The organism is Simiaoa sunii (assembly GCF_014337175.1).
Taxonomy (GTDB): Bacteria; Bacillota; Clostridia; order Lachnospirales; family Lachnospiraceae; genus Acetatifactor; species Acetatifactor intestinalis.
On record NZ_CP060633.1, the window covers coordinates 1,439,142 to 1,459,836 of the forward strand.

Annotated in this window: 14 protein-coding genes and 1 other RNA gene; 14 read left to right on the top strand and 1 reads right to left on the bottom strand. The window is 47.8% G+C overall.

Translation table 11 applies throughout. The features are described from left to right. Positions 1–171: 171 nt before the first annotated feature. The 12 genes from gpmI to ssrA all read left to right on the top strand — a co-directional run bounded on the left by gpmI (position 172) and on the right by ssrA (position 14,391). Positions 172–1,713 (top strand): 2,3-bisphosphoglycerate-independent phosphoglycerate mutase, encoded by a 1,542-nt coding sequence (gpmI, locus tag H9Q77_RS06730; protein WP_227733313.1) that lies wholly within the window; start codon positions 172–174, stop codon positions 1,711–1,713. Between the two features lie 128 nt (positions 1,714–1,841). After that, a complete protein-coding gene (locus H9Q77_RS06735; protein WP_249326952.1) occupies positions 1,842–2,876 on the top strand; it encodes an aldo/keto reductase in 1,035 nt (344 codons plus the stop codon). Positions 2,877–2,963: 87 nt separating this feature from the next. Beyond that, entirely contained in the window at positions 2,964–4,283 is a 1,320-nt protein-coding gene (eno, locus tag H9Q77_RS06740; RefSeq protein WP_249326953.1) for a phosphopyruvate hydratase, read from the top strand. Between the two features lie 473 nt (positions 4,284–4,756). After that, positions 4,757–5,674 (top strand): ABC transporter permease, encoded by a 918-nt coding sequence (locus H9Q77_RS06745; protein ID WP_117466943.1) that lies wholly within the window; start codon positions 4,757–4,759, stop codon positions 5,672–5,674. A gap of 23 nt (positions 5,675–5,697) precedes the next feature. Then, positions 5,698–6,747 (top strand): ABC transporter permease, encoded by a 1,050-nt coding sequence (locus tag H9Q77_RS06750; protein WP_117466945.1) that lies wholly within the window; start codon positions 5,698–5,700, stop codon positions 6,745–6,747. A 17-nt stretch (positions 6,748–6,764) separates the two neighbouring features. Continuing rightward, a complete protein-coding gene (locus H9Q77_RS06755; RefSeq protein WP_118669471.1) occupies positions 6,765–7,769 on the top strand; it encodes an ABC transporter ATP-binding protein in 1,005 nt (334 codons plus the stop codon). After that, positions 7,762–8,754: an ABC transporter ATP-binding protein gene (locus H9Q77_RS06760; protein WP_249326955.1), complete on the top strand. Its 993-nt coding sequence runs from the start codon at positions 7,762–7,764 to the stop codon at positions 8,752–8,754. The genes H9Q77_RS06755 and H9Q77_RS06760 overlap by 8 nt, the downstream gene beginning before the upstream one ends. Positions 8,755–8,848: 94 nt before the next feature. After that, positions 8,849–10,531, top strand: a complete 1,683-nt coding sequence (locus H9Q77_RS06765) for a peptide ABC transporter substrate-binding protein (RefSeq protein ID WP_249326956.1) — start codon at positions 8,849–8,851, stop codon at positions 10,529–10,531. Between the two features lie 169 nt (positions 10,532–10,700). Then, a complete protein-coding gene (secG, locus tag H9Q77_RS06770) occupies positions 10,701–10,940 on the top strand; it encodes a preprotein translocase subunit SecG (protein ID WP_118537268.1) in 240 nt (79 codons plus the stop codon). 195 nt (positions 10,941–11,135) lie between these two features. Next, entirely contained in the window at positions 11,136–13,349 is a 2,214-nt protein-coding gene (gene rnr, locus H9Q77_RS06775; RefSeq protein ID WP_249326957.1) for a ribonuclease R, read from the top strand. Positions 13,350–13,492: 143 nt separating this feature from the next. Further along, a complete protein-coding gene (gene smpB / locus H9Q77_RS06780; RefSeq protein WP_022152980.1) occupies positions 13,493–13,963 on the top strand; it encodes an SsrA-binding protein SmpB in 471 nt (156 codons plus the stop codon). 87 nt (positions 13,964–14,050) lie between these two features. After that, positions 14,051–14,391: a transfer-messenger RNA gene (gene ssrA / locus H9Q77_RS06785) on the top strand. A gap of 44 nt (positions 14,392–14,435) precedes the next feature. On the opposite strand, the gene H9Q77_RS06790 is transcribed toward ssrA, so the two are convergent. Beyond that, positions 14,436–14,834, bottom strand: a complete 399-nt coding sequence (locus H9Q77_RS06790; protein ID WP_118546761.1) for a type II toxin-antitoxin system HicB family antitoxin — start codon at positions 14,832–14,834, stop codon at positions 14,436–14,438. Between the two features lie 207 nt (positions 14,835–15,041). Between H9Q77_RS06790 and H9Q77_RS06795 the strand changes: the two genes are divergently transcribed. Together H9Q77_RS06795 and H9Q77_RS06800 are read left to right on the top strand one after the other, a co-directional pair. Then, positions 15,042–16,193, top strand: coding sequence for a DNA/RNA non-specific endonuclease (locus H9Q77_RS06795; RefSeq protein ID WP_249326958.1), 1,152 nt, complete (start codon positions 15,042–15,044; stop codon positions 16,191–16,193). A 305-nt stretch (positions 16,194–16,498) separates the two neighbouring features. Then, positions 16,499–20,572, top strand: coding sequence for a glycosyl hydrolase 53 family protein (locus tag H9Q77_RS06800; protein WP_249326959.1), 4,074 nt, complete (start codon positions 16,499–16,501; stop codon positions 20,570–20,572). Positions 20,573–20,695 lie beyond the last annotated feature (123 nt).

Sequence of the window (20,695 nt, forward strand, 5' to 3'; positions counted from 1 at the left end):
GCGCATATGAAGGGAAAATACAAGTGCAAGAAATCAGCGGTTGCTATTGCGCATCCGGCATTTTCAGTGTATAATCTCCGTGGACGTAATGTAAGCTTTTATAACGGTTCCGATGTGCAAACCTCGGAACCGTACAGGTAATAATGATAAAATAAAATGGAGGAACGATCGATGAGAAAGAAACCGGTTGTATTAATGATCCTGGATGGTTATGGATTGAATGATAAGGTAGAGGGCAACGCCGTAGCACAGGCCAATACCCCTGTAATGGACTCCCTGATGAAGGAGTATCCTTTTGTACATGGTAATGCCAGCGGTATGGCAGTAGGTCTTCCCGAAGGTCAGATGGGTAACTCTGAGGTAGGTCATATGAATATGGGTGCCGGCCGTATCGTATATCAGGAGTTGACCCGTATCACCAAGGAGATCCAGGACGGCGACTTTTTTAAGAATGAAGCTCTGTTAAAAGCCATTGATAATTGTAAGAAGAACAACAGCGCCCTGCATCTGATGGGTCTGTTATCCGACGGTGGCGTACACAGCCACATTACCCATCTGTACGGCCTGCTGGAGCTGGCGAAGCAGCAGGGCCTGGAAAAAGTATATGTTCACTGCTTCTTAGATGGACGTGATACCCCTCCCGCCAGCGGTAAGAGCTATGCAGAGCAGTTAAATGAAGAAATGAAGAAAATCGGTGTAGGTAAGATCGCTTCTGTAATGGGCCGTTATTATGCTATGGATCGTGATAACAATTATGACCGTGTACAGCTGGCTTACGACGCCATGACCGAAGGTAAAGGCTTGACCGCTGCCTGCGGTATCTGTGGTATCCAGGAGTCTTACGACAGAGAAGAGACCGATGAGTTTGTAAAACCTACTGTTGTTGTAGAAGATGGCAAGGCAGTCGGACTGGTGCAGGACAAGGATTCCGTGATCTTCTTCAACTTCCGTCCCGACCGTGCAAGAGAGATCACCAGAGCCTTCTGTGATGATGACTTCAAGGGATTTGACCGTGTGAGAAAGGATATTACTTTTGTATGCTTCTCCGATTACGATCCTACCATTCCTAATAAAGAAGTGGCATTCCACAAGATCGCCATTACCAATACCTTCGGTGAGTGGCTGGCAGCTCATGACATGAAGCAGGCACGTATCGCCGAGACTGAGAAGTATGCACATGTAACCTTCTTCTTCAACGGCGGCGTAGAGCAGCCCAACGAGGGAGAGGATCGTATCCTGGTAAATTCTCCCAAGGATGTGGCAACCTATGATCTGAAGCCGGAGATGAGTGCTCCTCAGGTCTGCGGGAAACTGCTTGATGCGATCCGCTCTGAAAAATATGATGTGATCGTGATCAACTTCGCGAACCCCGATATGGTAGGTCATACCGGTGTGATCTCTGCAGCCATCAAGGCGATTGAGACCGTAGATGAGTGCGTAGGCAAGGCAGTACAGGCAGTGAAGGATGTAGACGGCGTTCTGTTCATCTGTGCAGACCACGGTAACGCAGAGCAGATGATTGATTACACCACCGGTCAGCCTCATACCGCACATACCACCAATCCGGTTCCGTTCATCCTGGTAAACTACGATCCTGCTTATACGCTGAAAGAGGGCGGATGCCTGGCAGATATCGTACCTACCCTGATCAACGTGATGGGTATGGAGCAGCCGGCAGAAATGACAGGAAAGTCTCTGTTAATTAAAAAGTAATCACCGGAATATTTTCGGTAAGATCGCAGAAACCATAAAAGCAGAGGAAGATTCCTCAGGCACTTTGCACGGTGCCTGGGGATTTTATATCTAAATTTTCTTATCAGCAGGAGGAAGAATTATATTATATGGAACAGAAGAAAAATCTGGTAACTCTGGGCAGCACCGGCATCACCGTAGAGAAAAACTCCTTCGGAGCGCTGCCCATCCAGCGGATCTCCAAGGAAGCAGCCATTGGACTGCTTCGCAAAGCCTATGCTGCAGGCGTGACCTTTTATGACACTGCCAGATACTATACTGACAGTGAAGAGAAAGTGGGCGCTGCCTTTGAGGGTATGCGTGACAAAATATATATCGCTACCAAGACCGGAGCCACCACAGCAGAAGGCTTCTGGAAGGAGCTGCACACTTCCCTGGAAAAATTAAAAACAGATTATATCGACATCTACCAGTTCCACAATCCGGCATTCTGCCCGAAGCCGGGAGATGGCACGGGATTGTATGAGGCCATGCTGGAAGCCAAAGAAAAAGGCATGATCCGTCACATTGGTATTACCAATCACCGTCTGAATGTAGCGCATGAAGCCATTGAAAGCGGACTGTATGAGACACTGCAGTTCCCTTTCTGCTATCTGGCTACCGACAAGGATCTGGAACTGGTACAGGATTGCAAAAAGGCAGGCATGGGATTCATTGCCATGAAGGCACTGTCCGGCGGACTGATCAATAATTCCGCAGCGGCATATGCATATCTGGCACAGTTTGATAATGTACTTCCCATCTGGGGAGTCCAGCGGGAGAGTGAGCTGGATGAATTTCTGTCCTATATAGATAATCCTCCTGCATTAACACCCGAATTACAGGCGGTGATCGATCGTGACAGAGAAGAACTGCAGGGAGAGTTCTGCAGAGGCTGCGGCTATTGCATGCCCTGTCCCGCAGGGATCGAGATCAACAATTGTGCCCGCATGAGCCTGATGATCCGCAGAGCACCTTCTGCCGCACAGCTGACAGACGAGATGCAGGCAAAAATGCGTAAGATTGAAGAGTGCCTGCATTGTGGCAGATGTAAATCCAAGTGTCCCTATGGACTGGATACTCCGGCACTGCTTGAGAAAAATTATAAGGATTACTGTGAGATCCTTGCCGGAAAAGCGTATTAACACATAGCAGATCTGAATAATAACCTCCTTATGGGACATACTTACCTAAGAAAAAGTAAGTTAAGGATGCCTGTAAGGAGGTTTTTTATGGAAAAATATCTGGAGATCGTCGAAGTACATGGAAGGGAGATTCTGGATTCCAGAGGAAATCCCACGGTGTCTGCCACTGTCACGGTGAAGGACAGAGAGAACGGCAGATGTTTTCAGGGGATGGCAGCGGTGCCCTCCGGAGCCAGTACCGGACAGTTCGAGGCTGTGGAACTCAGGGATGGAGAAACCAGATATTTCGGACTGGGTGTGCAGCATGCCGTCAAAAACGTGGATGAAAAGATTGCAAGTGTTTTGGTGGGAGAGAATGCATTGGAGCAGATCCGTATCGACCGGATCCTGCGGGAGACGGACGGCACGGACAATAAGAGTAACCTGGGAGCCAATGCCATGCTGGCAGTGTCCATGGCGGTGGCAAGAGCAGCTGCGGAGGCACTGGGTCTTCCCCTGTATCGTTACTTCGGAGGAATCTCTCCGAGACTTCTGCCGGTACCTATGATGAATATCTTAAACGGCGGAAAGCATGCGGCGAACACCGTGGATTTCCAGGAGTTCATGATCATGCCCGCGCAGGCGGAGAACTTTGCGGAGGGGTTACGGATCTGTGCGGAAATTTATCATAATCTGAAAAAACTGCTGGAGGAGAAAGGCTTGTCCACCGGAGTCGGGGATGAGGGCGGCTTTGCACCCAATCTGCCGGATGCGGAGAGCGTGCTGGATTTCCTCGTGGAGGCGATCGAGGCTTCCGGATATGTACCGGGGCAGGATATCAAGATCGCCATGGATGCCGCCAGCAGTGAACTATATAATGAAAAAACAGGAATGTACCATTTCCCCGGAGAGAGTAAGCTGAAGGGAGAGGAAGTCCTGCGGGATACCGGAGAAATGCTCTCGTATTATGAACGGCTTGTGGAGAACTATCCCATTATCTCTATTGAGGACGGACTGGATGAAAATGACTGGGATGGTTGGCAGGAGCTGACGAAACGGCTGGGGGATAAGATCCAGTTAGTGGGAGATGATCTGTTTGTCACAAATACAAAACGGCTGGATGCCGGGATCAAACTTCATTGTGGTAATGCCATTCTGGTAAAAGTCAATCAGATCGGAACGCTGTCCGAAGCCTTCGAAGCGGTGGAGATGGCACACAAGAATGGTTACAAGGCTGTGATCTCCCACAGATCCGGCGAGACGGAGGATACCACCATAGCAGATATAGCGGTGGCACTGAATGCCGGACAGATCAAGACCGGAGCACCATGTCGCAGCGATCGTGTGGCGAAGTACAACCGGCTGCTTGCCATTGAAGAGGAGTTAAAGGATGCCGCGGCATATATGGAGCCGTTTTGCAAAATCTGAGTGACTGCGCAACAAAATGAAAACTACAAAAAATAAAAAATGTATAAAAAAGAAGAATTTTCTGCACCGGAAATTCTTCTTTTTTTTGAGGAAAACTATAGAGACATACATGGGAGAAAGAAAAAAGAACAAAAATATAATGTGTAAATATACATCATATACTGGAAAATATACACTATATACAGAAATTGAAAACAGAGACTATTTTTATTGAAAAACTTTTTCATAAATATACAGACAAATGTGCGTAGCACACGAACACGGTGGAGATAAATCAGGAATAAGAAAAACACGGAAACTGGCAGATGCTTCATATGTAATTCAGTTGACAGCCTTGAAAAAGTGTTGTAATATAACAAAAGTCGTTGTCGGAAAAGTAAAGTACATTTTACGTACGTGTATACTTGCATACAAATACGAAAAGTGTATTTTATGAATGTCCGTAGGCAAAAGAAAAGCAAGGAGTTGAAGAGATGCTTAAATATATTGCAAAACGTATCGGTCTGGCGCTGATCACGATTTTTACAGTAGCAACACTCACCTTTTTCCTGATGAACATGGTCCCCGGTGGTCCGTTCCTCTCGGAGAAAGCAGTAAGCCCTGCTGCACAGGCAGCCCTGGAGGCAAAATATGGACTGGACAAGCCTTTGTCCCAGCAGTATCTGACGTATATGAAAGATGCTTTGCACGGTGATTTCGGAGAGAGTCTGAAGCAGAGAGGAAGAACCGTTACTTCTATTATAGTATCCAAGTTCCCTGTATCTGCAAGAGTAGGTGGACTTTCCGTTATCGTAGCGCTGTTGGTAGGTATCCCACTGGGATGTCTGGCAGCTACCCATCGTGGCAAGACGCTGGACAGCGTGATCTCCGTGATCTCCACTTGTGGTATTGCGGTACCAAGCTTCGTTATATGTACTCTGCTTCTGTATTTCCTGGGAAGTAAGGTAAAGATACTGCCCACCTACGGAATCGGCACCTGGAAGCATTATGTGATGCCCGTGATCGCACTGGCGTTGTACCCAACTGCTTATATTATGAGACTGATGCGTTCTTCCATGTTGGATGTTCTGGGACAGGATTATATGAGAACCGCTACGGCGAAGGGAGTAAAACCTTTCTTCCGTCTGTTCAAGCATGCACTGAGAAATGCACTGCTCCCCGTTATCACCTATGTAGGTCCTATGATGGCTTATACTATGACAGGAAGCTTCGTAGTAGAGAAGATTTTCACGATCCCCGGTCTGGGCAATGAATTTGTCAGCTCGATCATTAACCGTGACTACACCATGATCATGGGTACCACCATTTTCCTCGCAACACTGATGGTTGTCATGAATGTGCTGGTGGATATCGTATATAAGCTCGTCGACCCCAGGATCAAGTTGAAGTAAGATTAACAGGAAGGAAGATACCGATGAAAGAACCGAATGCTATGAGCTTTCATGTAAAATATAAACCGGAAGATTTTATGCCGGCGAACGAAGAAGAGAAGCAGAGCCAGGTCATCATGCGTGAGAGCGTGGGCTTCTGGCAGGATGGCTTCCGCAGACTTCGTAAGAATAAGGTTGCCATGGTCAGCCTCTTCGTTATTATTGTAGTTATGATCTTTTCCTTTATCGTGCCGGCATTTTATCCCTATGATTACAAGACACAGATCAAAGGAAGCGAGAATCTGCACCCCATGCAGTATTCTGAGAAAGAGATAGAGCGTATGGATGCGGGAGAGAAGGTATTCCCCCATGTGCTCGGTACCGATAAAATGGGCCGTGATTATGCCATCCGTGTTATGATGGGAAGCCGTATCTCCCTGTTGGTTGGTCTGATCGCTACTGCCATCATTTTCGTGATCGGTTCCCTGATCGGTTCCATCTCTGCATTCTTCGGTGGATGGGTGGATCTGATCATCATGCGTATTGTGGATATTATCTATACGATACCGGATTTCCTGCTGATCGTGCTGCTGTCCTTTGCGTTGAAGGATCCGCTGGCGAATCTGGCACAGCTTCCCGGATTCGGATGGATGCAGATCGTAGGATCTAACCTGATCAGTATCTTCATCGTGTTCGCATTGCTGTACTGGGTAGGAATGGCACGTATGGTACGAAGCCAGATCCTGACCCTGAAGGAGAATGATTATGTCATGGCAGCCAAAGCTCTGGGAGCAAAGGATGGCCGTATCATTAAAAAGCATCTGCTGACCAACTGTATCGGTACGCTGATCGTTACTACCACACTGCAGATCCCTTCCTCTATTTTTACCGAGAGCTATCTGAGCTTTTTAGGCATGGGTGTGGCAGTTCCCCTGCCTTCCCTGGGAAGCCTTGCAAGTGATGCCATTAACGGAATGATCACATTCCCGTACCTGCTGTTTGCACCCTGTCTGCTGATCAGTCTGATCATCTTAAGCTTTAACCTGTTTGGTGACGGACTTCGTGATGCATTCGACCCGAAGCTTAAGAATTAATGGAAGGAGTAGTGAAGATGGATAACAATTATCTGGTAGATATACAGCATGAACGTCTCTCTTTCTTTACTCCTGCCGGAGAAGTAAAGGCACTGAACGATGTCTCCATTCACCTGAAGGAAGGGGAAGTACTGGGCATCGTAGGAGAGAGTGGTTCCGGTAAATCCGTAACCGCATACAGTCTGATGGGACTGACCGCTTATCCCGGTAAGCTGATCGGCGGAGAACTTCACTTCAATGGACACGAAGTGGAGAAAATGACCGAAAAAGATTTTTCCAAGATGCGTGGTAAAGAGGTCTCCATTATTTTCCAGGATCCTCTGACCAGCTTAAATCCCGTATATACCATTGGTAATCAGATTATGGAAGTGATCCGTCTGCATACCGATGCGGACAAGAAAAAGGCATATGCAAGAGCAGTGGAGCTTTTGTCTCTGGTAGGTATCAATGAACCGGAGAAGCGTATGAAGCAGTATCCCCACGAGCTGTCCGGTGGTATGAGACAGCGTGTCATGATCGCAATCGCACTGGCATGTGAACCGAAGCTTCTGATCGCCGATGAACCTACTACCGCACTGGACGTTACCATTCAGGCGCAGATCCTGGAGCTGATGATGGAGCTGAAGGACAAGTTGGGCATGGCGATTATCATGATCACCCATGACCTGGGTATCGTGGCGAGCATGTGTGACCGTATTGCAGTCATGTATGCCGGTCGTATCGTGGAGACCGGTACCTGTGACGAGATCTTCTATCATCCGAAGCATGAATATACCAAGGGTCTTCTGGAGAGTATCCCCCGGCTGGACAGCACGAAGCATGAGAAGCTGATCCCCATCGAGGGTAACCCGGTGGATCTTCTGAATCCTCCTGAAGGATGCGCATTCGCACCCCGCTGTAAGAACTGCATGAAGATCTGCCTGAGAGAGAATCCTCCTAAGACGGATTTCAGTAAGACGCATTATGCACACTGCTTTATGAACCAGAAAGCTGAGATGGAGGGAGGAAATACCAATGAGTGATAAGTTACTTCAGGTTGAACATTTGAAGCAATACTTCCCCGCAGGCGGCATGGGTAAAAACCGTAAGTTCGTGAAGGCCGTGGATGATGTCAGCTTTTTTGTAAATAGAGGTGAGACTCTCGGACTGGTAGGAGAGAGCGGCTGTGGTAAGACCACCACCGGACGTTCTATCTTACGATTATATGAGCCCACCGGCGGCAAGATCACATTTGACGGCAATGTGATCCTGGATGTTGAAAATAAAGTAAAGGTGGATATGCTGCCTTATCGCCAGAAGATGCAGATGGTATTCCAGGATCCTTATGCAAGTCTGGATCCCAGAATGACCGTAGGAGATATCGTAGGGGAAGCCATAGATATTCATAAGCTGGCTGCCAATAAAAAGGAACGTCATGACAGGATCATCTCCATGCTGGAGAAGGTCGGACTGAACTCTGAGCATGCGAACAGATATCCTCATGAATTCTCCGGTGGACAGCGTCAGCGTGTCGGCATTGCGAGAGCACTGGCAGTGAACCCGCAGTTTATCGTCTGCGATGAGCCGATCTCCGCACTGGATGTATCGATCCAGGCACAGGTGGTGAATATGTTCGAGGAGCTGCAGGAGCAGATGGGACTGACCTATCTGTTCATCGCACATGACCTCTCTGTCGTAAAACATATCTCCGACCGTATCGGCGTTATGTACCTGGGCAAAATGGTAGAGCTGGCAGACAGCTACGAGCTGGTAGCACGAAGCCTGCATCCTTATACCAAGAGCCTGATCTCTGCAATCCCCATTGCAGATCCCATCAAGGCAAGAGCAAGTAAACGTATTGTTCTGCAGGGAGATGTACCCAGCCCCTTAAATCCTCCTACCGGATGCCGTTTCCGCACCAGATGTCCTTATGCGGATGAGTGTTGTGCACAGAAGGAACCCGAATGGAGAGAAGTGGAAAAGGGCCACTACGTGGCTTGCCACCATGTGGAAAAGATCAATGCCTGAAATTAGGTATTGACAGCTGAGCAATTTAGCTGTTTAATATAAAGTTATACAAAGCATAGTGCTTTTGTATGAAAAGAAAGAGGAGGATAACTTTATGAAAAAGAAGTTAGCTATGCTGCTCACCGCAGCAATGCTGGTAGGTTCTCTGGCAGCATGCGGCAGCAGCGACAATGGTTCTTCTGCAACCGGCAGTGCCAGTGCAACTGACAGCACCAAGACCGATGCAGCAGCAACTGAAGTTAGTACCGAAGGCAAACAGCTTACCGTTCAGATCGGTCCCGATCCCGAGACCATCGATCCCGCACTGAACAGTGCAGTAGATGGCGGTAATATGCTGCTTCACTCTTTTGAGTGTCTTCTGACGATTGACCAGGATGGTAAGATAGCTCCCGGACAGGCTGAGACCTGGGAAGTATCTGAGGATGGTCTTACCTGGACTTTCCATCTTCGTGATGGATTAAAGTGGTCTGACGGCAGTGATCTGACCGCAGACGATTTCGTATACAGCTGGAAGCGTGTATGCGATCCCGTAGTAGCAGCTCCTTATGCTGAGACTGTTCTGGGTATGGTTAAGGGCTTTGACGAGGCACAGGCAGGTGATCTGGATGCTCTGGCAGTATCCGCTCCCGATGCTAAGACCTTCGTTGTAGAGCTTTCCAATCCCTGCCCTTACTTCGAGTCTCTGGCAGCATTCGCTACCCTGAGCCCTGTTCAGCAGGCAACCGTAGAGGCTAACGGCGATGCATGGGCTACCGCAGCTGAGACCTATATCTCCAACGGACCTTTCTACATTACCGAGTGGGTACCCGGTTCTCACATTACCATGTCCAAGAACCCTAACTACTGGAATGCTGATGCGATCAAGCTTGGCAGCATCAAATTCGTACTGATGGAGGATTCCAATGCAGCTTATACTGCATACCAGTCCGGTGATGTACTGTTCATCAAGGATGTTCCTACCCAGGAGATCCCCAGCTTACAGGGTAACCCTGAGTTCCATGTAGAGCCTAACCTGGGAACTTACTATCTGTCTATGAACCTGGAAGATCCTGCATTCGCAGATGTAAATGTTCGTAAGGCTCTGAGCCTGGCAATTGATCGTGATTATGTAGCAAATACCCTGATGCAGGGAACCTACTCTCCCGCATACAACCTCGTAGGTGAGGGCTGGGTAGATACCGACGGCAGCTCCTTCAATGCAAATGCTAACGGTGGTCAGAGCTATATCTCCGATGATTTCGATGCTAACCTTGAGGAAGCTAAGCAGCTCTTAGCTGATGCAGGTTACCCCAATGGTGAAGGACTTCCTACCATCACCTATACTACCAATGATGCAGGTTACCACAAGACTGTTGCTGAGTACTTACAGCAGGCATGGGGCGAGCTTGGTATTAATGTAGAAGTAAATATCGTTGAGTGGTCCAGCTTCACTCCGATGAGACGTAACGGTGAGTACATGGTAGCACGTAACGGATGGGTAGGAGATTACAGCGATCCTTCCAATATGTTAGACCTGTTCTGCACCGGCAACGGTAACAACGATGGTAAGTTCTCCAACGCTGACTTCGATGCAGCTATGGAGAAGGCAGCTTCCACCATGGATACCGCTGAGCGTTCCGCAGCTCTTCATCAGGCTGAGGATGTTCTGATGGAGCAGGTAGGATGCATCCCTGTTGCTTACTACAATGACTTCTGGCTGCAGAGTGAGAAGATCACCGGTATCTGGCATTCCGCTTATGGTTTCTGGTACTTCATGTATGGTGACATCGCAGAGTAAGCTGCGGATCTGATTATTCAGAATAAAAAACAAAGGATCCCCGTGAGATCGTAAAGATTTCCGGGGGTTCTTTTTTGTGCCGCCTTTTCGGTGCTGTATTGTAAAATGTTGTTGCAATTGTGTACAATATATGGTAATATAAAATCTGCTTGACATTAGGAGGTGTGAAATGGAAGCATTAAGAGTGGTAATCAACATAATTTTTATATTGGTATGCGTAGCACTGACGGTGTTAGTATTGATGCAGGAAGGTAAGTCCGCAGGACTGGGTTCTATCAGCGGTGCAGCTGAGACTTACTGGGGCAGAAATAAAGGACGTTCCATGGAAGGTATGCTGGTGAAGATCACGAAGATCCTTGCAGTATTCTTCATGTTACTTGCAGTCGTACTGAATCTGAACGTATTTTAATCATTACGAAGGATGACACTCTTGTGTGCATGGCATACAAGGGTGTTTTGTTTATTCATAGGAAATTTTTTCCTATGAATAAATAACGCTCCGCAGGGATCGCACTGCGGCGGTTATGAAATTTGTCGCAAAAGCGACCCGCCGCAGGCGGAGAATCTCGCAATCGAGATTCTTTTTTATATTAAGAGAGGTTACATGAGTAATAACGAAATCAGAGAGAAGAGAAAAAAAGTAATCTGTGATCTGGTGAAGGATGATTTTTATGTTCCGATGAAGGAAAAGGAACTGGCAATATTTCTTCAGGTCGCAAAAGAAGACCGGGAAGAGTTTCGTGAGATATTGCGGGAACTTTTAGCGGAAGGAAAGCTTACCCTGACCGTTAAGGGTAAATATATGAAGTCCAACGGTAAGGTGCTGACAGGAACTTTTATCAGCAATGCCAAAGGCTTTGGATTTGTGGAAGTGGAAGGAAGGGACGAGGATCTGTTCATTCCGGAGGACAAGCAGGGTGGAGCATTCCATAAGGATACCGTGGAAGTGGCACTTCTGCCTGCGAAGACCGGTAAACGGCAGGAAGCGCAGGTCATTCGCATCATTGCCAGAGGAATGACCCAGGTGGTGGGAACCTATGAGCAGTCCAAGAGTAATTTCGGCTTTGTCATCCCGGATAACACGAAGATAGCACAGGATATTTTCGTGCCGAAGGAGTGGTCGAAGGGAGCCATGACCGGACATAAGGTCGTGGTGGAGATCACCGGATACGGCACGGATACGAAGAGTCCTGAGGGCAAAGTCGTGGAGATCCTGGGACATATCAACGATCCCGGTGTAGACATCATGTCTATCGTACGTGGCTTTGATCTGCCGGTGGAATTCGGCGAGAAGATCATGAACCAGGTGGAGAGGGTATCCCAGGAGGTATCCGAGGCGGACTGTGCCGGCCGCAGGGATCTGCGGAATGTGACCATGGTGACCATCGATGGAGAGGATGCCAAGGATCTGGATGACGCTGTCAGTGTATCCTTTGACGGGACATATTATCACTTAGGAGTACACATTGCAGACGTGACGAACTACGTGCAGGAAAATTCCGTACTGGACAGAGAAGCATTAAAGCGCGGCACCAGCGTCTATCTGGTAGACCGTGTGATCCCTATGCTGCCCCATGCCTTGAGTAACGGTATCTGTTCCCTGAACGAAGGTGTGGACCGTCTGGCATTAAGCTGCCTGATGAAGGTGGATGAAGAGGGCGAGATCGTGGACTATGAGATCTGCGAATCTGTGATCCGGGTCAATAAGCGAATGTCTTATACCGTGGTGAAAAAGCTGTTGGAGGAGCCGGAGTGTGTAGAGTATAACGCCGGTGCGCCGGATGGAACCGCCGGAGAAAGCGCAGGAACCGTAACAGACTATTCCCAGTATAGGGAACTGCTTCCTATGTTCCAACAAATGGCTGAGCTCGCGGACAAACTGCGGAAGAAGAGACAGAAGAGGGGATCCATTGATTTTGATTTTCCGGAGTGCAAGATCCTGTTAGATAAGGAAGGACATCCACTGGATATTAAGCCTTACGAGCGGAATGTGGCGACTATGCTGATCGAGGATTTCATGCTCGCAGCGAATGAGACAGTGGCACAACATTTTTACTGGCAGGAGCTGCCCTTCGTCTACCGTGTCCATGATGTACCGGATCCGGAGCGGATCCAGAAGCTGTCCACGTTCATCAGCAATTACGGGTATTACATGAAGGCGCTGGGGCGGAAGAACAGCAAGGTCTCCGCGGAGGAGATCCATCCCAAGGAGATCCAGAAGCTGTTACAGAAGATTGAGGGAACTCCCGAAGAGCCTATGATCGCCAGATTGACCCTGCGCAGCATGAAACAGGCGAAATACAGCACGGAGTGTACCGGACATTTTGGACTGGCATGTCAGTATTACTGTCATTTTACTTCGCCGATCCGCCGTTATCCGGATCTGCAGATCCATCGTATTATCAAGGAACAGCTGCGGGGACGCCTGAAGGAAGAGAGAGTGGAGCACTATCGGGATATTCTGCCGGAGGTGGCTAAGCATTCTTCCGAGATGGAGCGCCGTGCCGATGAGGCAGAGCGGGAGACGGACAAGCTGAAGAAGGTGGAATATATGGAACAGCACATCGGAGAGGAATACGAGGGTGTGATCTCCGGTGTCACCGGCTGGGGACTGTATGTGGAACTGCCAAATACCGTGGAAGGGCTGATCCATATTTCCACGATCCCGGGCGACTATTATCACTACAATGAGGCAGCCTGTGAGATGGTGGGAGAAGCCACCGGACGTTGCTTCAAACTGGGAATGCCGGTACGGATCGAAGTGGAAGACTGCGACCGTTTTATGCGCACCATCAATTTCCGGCTGGTGGATCAATAAATCCGCGGATTAAATGAACTGTTAGTTCATTGACAATTACGGAAAATATAGTAAACTGTAACTATTCAGAGCCGAAAAAGAAGCTCCGCAGGGGCGTTTTGTGAATGGGTTTCTGAATAGTTATAAGGTTTTAAGAGGTAGCCATGGCAAAAGGAAAAGAGTCCCAGAAGCTGATCGCAAACAATAAAAAAGCATATCACGATTTTTTCATCGATGAGACCTATGAGTGCGGCATTGCCCTGCACGGTACGGAAGTAAAGTCCATGCGGATGGGAAAATGCAGCATCAAGGAGGCTTTCGTCCGCATTGAAGACGGAGAAGTATTCGTCTACGGAATGCATGTAAGTCCTTATGAGAAGGGGAATATTTTTAACAAAGACCCCCTTCGTGTGAAAAAGCTGTTGCTGCACAAGTACGAGATCAACAAGCTGTTGGGCAAGATCAAGGAAAAAGGGTATACATTAGTCCCTTTACAGGTATACTTTAAAGACGGTAAGGTAAAGGTAGAGATCGGACTGGCACGTGGTAAAAAGCTCTATGACAAGAGAGAAGCCATTGCCAAAAAGGATCAGCGCAGAGAGGCAGAGAAGGAATTCAAGGTCCGCAATCTGTAATCTGCAGGCTCTGATCCTGCAATGCTTTACTGCAAGTGCTTGACAGTGTGTGTGCCATCAAGTATACTTGGTCTGACAATTGAATAAGGGGTAGTAAAGGTTTCGACAGGGGTTTTGCAGCTGGAGAAGCGAGTCGCATGGTAATGCGTTAAATGGCCAAATTAAAATTAAACGCTAACGATAATTTAGCATACGCTGCCTAATGGCAGCAGTCGGCCCTAGGGCACTCACACCTTAGGATCCCGGCTTCAAACATGTGAGAAACGACATATGCAAAGCTTTGCGCATATGGGCGTAACATGAAGCTACTGAAATGCTCAGGGTGTTTATTCCCGGGGCGCGGAGGGAATGTCAAAGAATAAACTACACTCGTAGAAGGACAGGGAATAGGCTTTTGGACACGGGTTCGACTCCCGTCTACTCCATAGAAAAAGTGCCGTTTTTGCGGCACTTTTTCTTTTTCGTGTGTGCATTATTGAGGACTGATTCGCTGCAAAAGAGCATCCTGCAATACTTGTGAAAAGTTAATATTCATTGCAACAGCAGCTTCATTCAGCCATTCGGGAATGGTCAATGTTTTTTTAACAGCTTTGTTGTTAAAACGTTTGCGATATTCCAGGGTATCGCATGCAACCATACTTAAAAAGGAATCCGCAGTAACTTTGATGTCTGACATTTTGGAGGGCTGTGGAATGGGGCGTTGGTCCTTTTCATATCCATAGAGAATAAGCGCGAGGGCATCTTCAGCCATAAACAGAGCATCAGCCAGCGTGTCGCCGCAGGTATAACAACCTTCCAGATCGGGAAAATATACAGAATAACCTCCATCTGGTTCAGAAGTAAAAATAGCGGGATAAACATATTTAGACATAAGAATCTCCTTTCTAAGAATCCATTCCGGCAAAAAAACACCTCAAATAATAAGCCGAAATGTTTAGATGATTGGCATATTATTTGAAGTGTTTTTAGATATTTTTAGCATACTGTTTTTTGAAAAAATTGTCAATGAAAAGGAAAGGTCAGATGAAAAATGTGGTATAATTTCCAAAGAGTTTTACAAGGGAGTAATTGACAAGCTATGAAAATGAAACACAACAGACCTCAGAAACGTTTGATAACACAATTGTCATTATGGCTGGCACTGCTATTGGCATTCACCGGCTGTGCGGAAAGCACCGTCACGTCGCAGGATAATACCTATGCGATAGAGCAGCTGGCGGCGATCCCCTCCGAATTGCTGGAAGCATCGGAGACTGCAGTATCGGAACCCGAATCCGGACAGCCACAGGAAAACGCTTCGGATACACAAGAATCGCAGCAGGTCACATCTGCAACAGACGTTCCGACAGGAGAGGGCACATCAGCATTTTCCCTCCGGGAGATTCCGGCATACTCCGGCACACCTTATACAGAGGTCAATGGCAACCAGCCTTATTTCACAGAGGAGGAGCTGACCACACAGTCCTTCGAAACCTACAGCGAGCTGGACAGCCTGGGGCGCTGTGGCGTGGCATATGCCAACGTGGGACAGGATCTGATGCCGACAGAACCGAGAGGGGAGATCGGAGCCGTGAAGCCTACCGGCTGGCATCTGGTGAAATACGATAATGTGGACGGAAAATACCTATACAATCGCTGCCACCTGATCGCTTACATGCTGGCGGCGGAAAACGCCAACCCGCAGAACCTGATCACCGGAACCAGATATCTCAACGTGCAGGGAATGCTCCCTTTTGAGACGAAAGTCTGCGATTATGTCAAAAATACAGGGAACCATGTCCTGTACCGTGTCACTCCCATATTTGACGGTGATAACCTGCTGGCAGACGGCGTCCTCATGGAAGCCTATTCCGTGGAAGATGCCGGAGAGGGAATCAGCTTCTGTGTATTTGCCTACAATGTGCAGCCGGGGATCGGCATTGACTATGCCACCGGAGATAACTGGGCGGAGGGCAGCGGAACCTACCAAAGCACCGTAGCGTCCGTTGCGGAAGAGACACCGGTGCCACAGCCTGAGACCGATACTGCGGTGCAGATCACACCGGAATCGTCGGCGCCACAGGAATCCCAGGGAATTACTTATGTGCTGAATACCAACACCAAGAAATTCCACTATCCCACATGCTCCAGCGTGGACGATATGAAAGAGAAAAATAAACAGATCTACACCGGCAGCAGAGAAGAGGTCATCAATATGGGATATGTTCCCTGCAAACGGTGCAATCCCTAAATCGGAAGCACACAAAAAGAGATATGCGCAACGAATTGCGCATATCTCTTTTCGCGTCAGAAACTGGAAGAAAAGATGAAATGGATGAAATATGGATGCACAATTGGATAAAATACACAAAAATAGTTAATAAATATTAGAATTATTGTCAATTTAAAATACAAAAAGCACATGCTATAATCCAAACATAACTGAGCAAACGGTTGCGCAAACAAGTTGCGCACCACAGGGAGGATGCTGAGTGGGATATAGCAGTTCCGGCCGGTGCGGGGCACCGGTCGGAAAGAAGAAAGGGAAGGTGCATTATGAAGAAAAGAGACTGGAAGAGAGGTTTGGCATTTGTGTGTGCAACGGCTCTTATCGCAGGAAGCTTAAGTGAATTTGGACCATTGACCCGGGTAAAAGCGGAGGAGACGAATCTGTTTACGGACGGTGATATGGGCGATGATGGCAGTGATTTTTGGAACAGTAATAACTGGAAGGTGGATGACTCCTCATGGTCGGCAGCCAATGATATAAAATACGATCAATGGGCTGCGTATGGAGGTACTGCAAGTGGACTGGGGATTAATTTCGGAGTTGGAGACGGTACAGTAAGCATGTATCAGACCATCGCATCTTTAGATGCCGGTGGCTATACCGTTACAGGCTGGATCAAAGACACCAATAGTAAGATAGGAAAGGTTACAGTGTATCATGGAGAGAATACCACAGATACGGATTCACTGGATATCACTTCTTCTTTTCAACAATTTACCGGACATTTTACATTAGACAAAGCAGAGACCAATTACAAAGTCGGCTTCCAGATCACCAGCGAAAATGGTGCATGGGTGTGCCTGGACAGCCTGAGCCTTACGAAAGATGCAACAGATTCAGCAGAAGAGACTCCGGCACCGGAAGCAACAGAATCCCCGGACCCCACAGCTACGCCGGAAGCTTCTGCCACTCCTGAACCGGAGAGCAATGTTCTGTATTCCAAGACTTTTGAGGAAGGAACCGACCCGGCAGATATGTCTGACTGGTCACAGACCTGGAGTGTAGACAGCAGTGCTACCTCTATAGCAGATACCGGCGCCGGTAATAATACTACAAATGTCTGGAACTACTACTCGGCAACGGCACAGAATCTGACAGCTGCTACTACGGTGACAGCATCCGATGCCGGTAACTATAAAGCATCTTTCCTGACAGCCGGAGAGAACGTGACCGGAACCATCAGCCTCACAGCCGGAGATAGAAAAGTATCGGCGGATCTGACCGCAGGAGGCTGGGATGTCTATACTCCTGCAGAGACCGATGCATTAACCGTAGAGGCAGGTACGGAGCTTACCATTACCATTTCTCTGGATATTGCAGCAGGCGGCTATCTGAAGATAGATGACATCCTGGTGACGAAAGCAAGTGACACTGAAATTCAGGCTGCAAAGAAAGTAAAAGCAGAAGAATTGCAGAATCTGATCACGGAATATAAAGCATTAAACGAGTCAGATTATACTGCTGACAGTTGGAAAGCTCTGCAGGAATCCATGACAGTAAGCGAGAACTTCCTGCAGGCACTGAATGGCGATTATACTTCCACAACCGTCACAGAGATCGAAGAGAAGATCACGAATCTGAAAAAAGCGAAAGATGAATTAAAAAGCGCTACTGTGGAACAAGCCGGAATCAATGTGGAAAAGGTCAATGGACTGACGAGTGATTTCATCGGCGGTGTGGATATTTCATCTTACAGAGCTCTGAAAGACAGCGGTGTAAAATATTATGATTTTGAAGGAAATGAATTGGATGATGCCGGATTTTTTAAGCTGCTGAAAGATAGCGGTATTAACTACGTACGTATCCGTGTATGGAATAACCCTTACGATGCATCCGGTAACGGCTACGGCGGTGGCAATAATGACCTGCAGAAAGCGGTGGACATGGGTAAGCTGGCTACTAAAGCCGGAATGCGTGTCCTGATCGATTTCCACTATTCCGATTTCTGGGCTGATCCTGCCAAGCAGAAGGCACCGAAAGCCTGGGCAGACATGACGATTGCGGAAAAGACAGCAGTAGTAAAAGATTATACGATGAATAGTCTGAACACTTTACTGGATGCAGGCGTCGATGTAGGAATGGTACAGGTCGGTAATGAGACAAACAACGGAATTGCTGGAGAGAGCGGTCTGGAGAATGCCAACACCACAGCAATTTTCCGCGCCGGATGTGAAGCAATCCAACAGGTGGAGCAGGATCGGAACAAAGAAATCAAGGCAGTAGTGCATTTCGCAAATCCTGAGAAACAAAATTATATGACTTACGCTAAAGCATTGGCCGATGCCGGTGTGGAGTATGATGTATTCGCCTCTTCCTATTATCCTTACTGGCATGGAACCCTAGATAACCTTAAGAACCAGTTAAATGCGATTACGGAAAAATATGGAAAAGAAGTCATGGTAGCGGAGACCTCCTGGGCGACCGGATTAGAGGACAGTGACGGTCATGCAAACACCGTCCGCGAAGGCAATAACGATGCAGGCATGGATTATGATTTCAGCATCTACGGACAGGCGAAGGAACTGCGTGAGGTGATCAATACCGTCGCAGAAATGAACAAAGGTATCGGAGTGTTTTATTGGGAGCCTGCATGGATCCCTGTAAAAGTGTATGATCCGGAAGCAGAAGATGCCGAGCAGACCCTTGCAACGAATAAGGCAGCCTGGGAAAAATATGGTTCCGGCTGGGCAGCTTCCTATGCGAAAGAATATGATGCCGAGGATGCCGGAAAATGGTACGGCGGATCCGCAATAGACAATCAGGCATTGTTTGATGCCTCTGGCCATCCCCTGGAAACCTTAAAGATATTCAGTTATGTAAAAACAGGTGCAGAGACGGCTAAAAAAATCAGCACTGTTAAAAATGCAGATGCAATCGAGATAGAATTAGGAAGTACCTTTACTTTACCGGAGACGGTAAAAGTTACCTATTCAGATTACACTTCCGGAGTAGAAAACGTAACCTGGAACGCACGGGATGTTGCCGCAGTCAACACTAACGCAGCAGGAAAATATACTGTGAACGGAACAGTATCTCTGGAAGGAGAGACCTATCAGACAAAATGCGTGATCACCGTGAATCCGCAGAACCTTCTGACCAATCCCCGGTTTGAGGATGGAGAGAACGCATGGATATTAAGCGGAACCGGTATTAAAGTCCTGATGGATGGCAAGGACTCCAAAGATGGAAACGGATATCTGCATTTCTACAATGACAGTGATTTTACCTATGATGTAACACAGACAATTACGCTGGATGCAGGAATTTATCGGTTCGGAGGATATCTTCAGGGTGGTGGAAACTTAGCAACAGACAGCTACGAGGTCTATGTCTCCGTAGATGGTAAGACACAGACAGCACAAGGCGAATTAAACGGTTGGAGGAACTGGAGCAATCCGGAGGTACAGAATATCGAGATCACTAAGGATGGAAAAAAAGTAACGGTAGGAATCCGGGCAACCGCATCTGCCGGAGCCTGGGGATCCTGGGACGATATGTACCTGAACAAGACCGGAGAAGCTACCCCGGCACCTGTAGTTACACCACAGCCGACAGTAACCCCGGCACCTGCAACTGCACCGGAAGCAGAGAGCAGCTCTGCGGACAAGGAGACATCCGCTCCGGTACAGACAGTAGACTGGAACACCGTGACTTCCAACGTACAGGCAAAGATCGCGGAAGTGACACAGAATCCGAATATTAACAGCGTGAACATGAATATCGTATGCTCCGGAGAGACCAGACTCCCTGCCACAGTGCTGGGAAGCATTAAGGGCTCAGATGTGACCCTGGCACTTCATAGCGGCAACGGTGTGGCAGTCAGCATCAGCGGACAGGATCTGAAAGGCACAGCTCTGAATGCATTACAGAACATTGATCTCACCGTGGACAGCAATGCCCGGAATATCCCGGCAGCCATGGCATCATCCAAGAAAGCCGAAGCTGTAAAACAGCTGTCTGTAAAAGACACCGGAGCATTTCCGGTAGCTGTGAACATTCATGTGAATGTCGGAGCAGAAAACAGCGGAAAATACGCAAATCTTTATCGCTATAATGCCGAGAAGAAACAACTGGAATACTGTGGCTCCTTCCCCGTGACCAGGAATGGGCAGTCCATGTTCGCTCTAAAGCAGGGCGGTGATTACATGGTAACGGTAACAGCGGCACAGCCGAAGGAAACCGTATATTTTAACAGTGGCGATTATGCAGTGAAAGCAGGAGATACCATGTCTGCCATTGCCAAACGCAACCATATGTCATTGGCGGAACTGAAAGCCAAAAACCCGCAGATCAAGGATTTACATAAGATCCGCGTGGGACAGAAATTGAATCTGAATTAAAAATTAGAATGGGACTCCGAAGCTGATTTGGGGTTCCATTTTTGAATTAATAGCTGCATATGTGAAAGCAAAAAGGTAACACAATTGATATTGTGTTACCTTTTTGCTTTCACATAGTATATC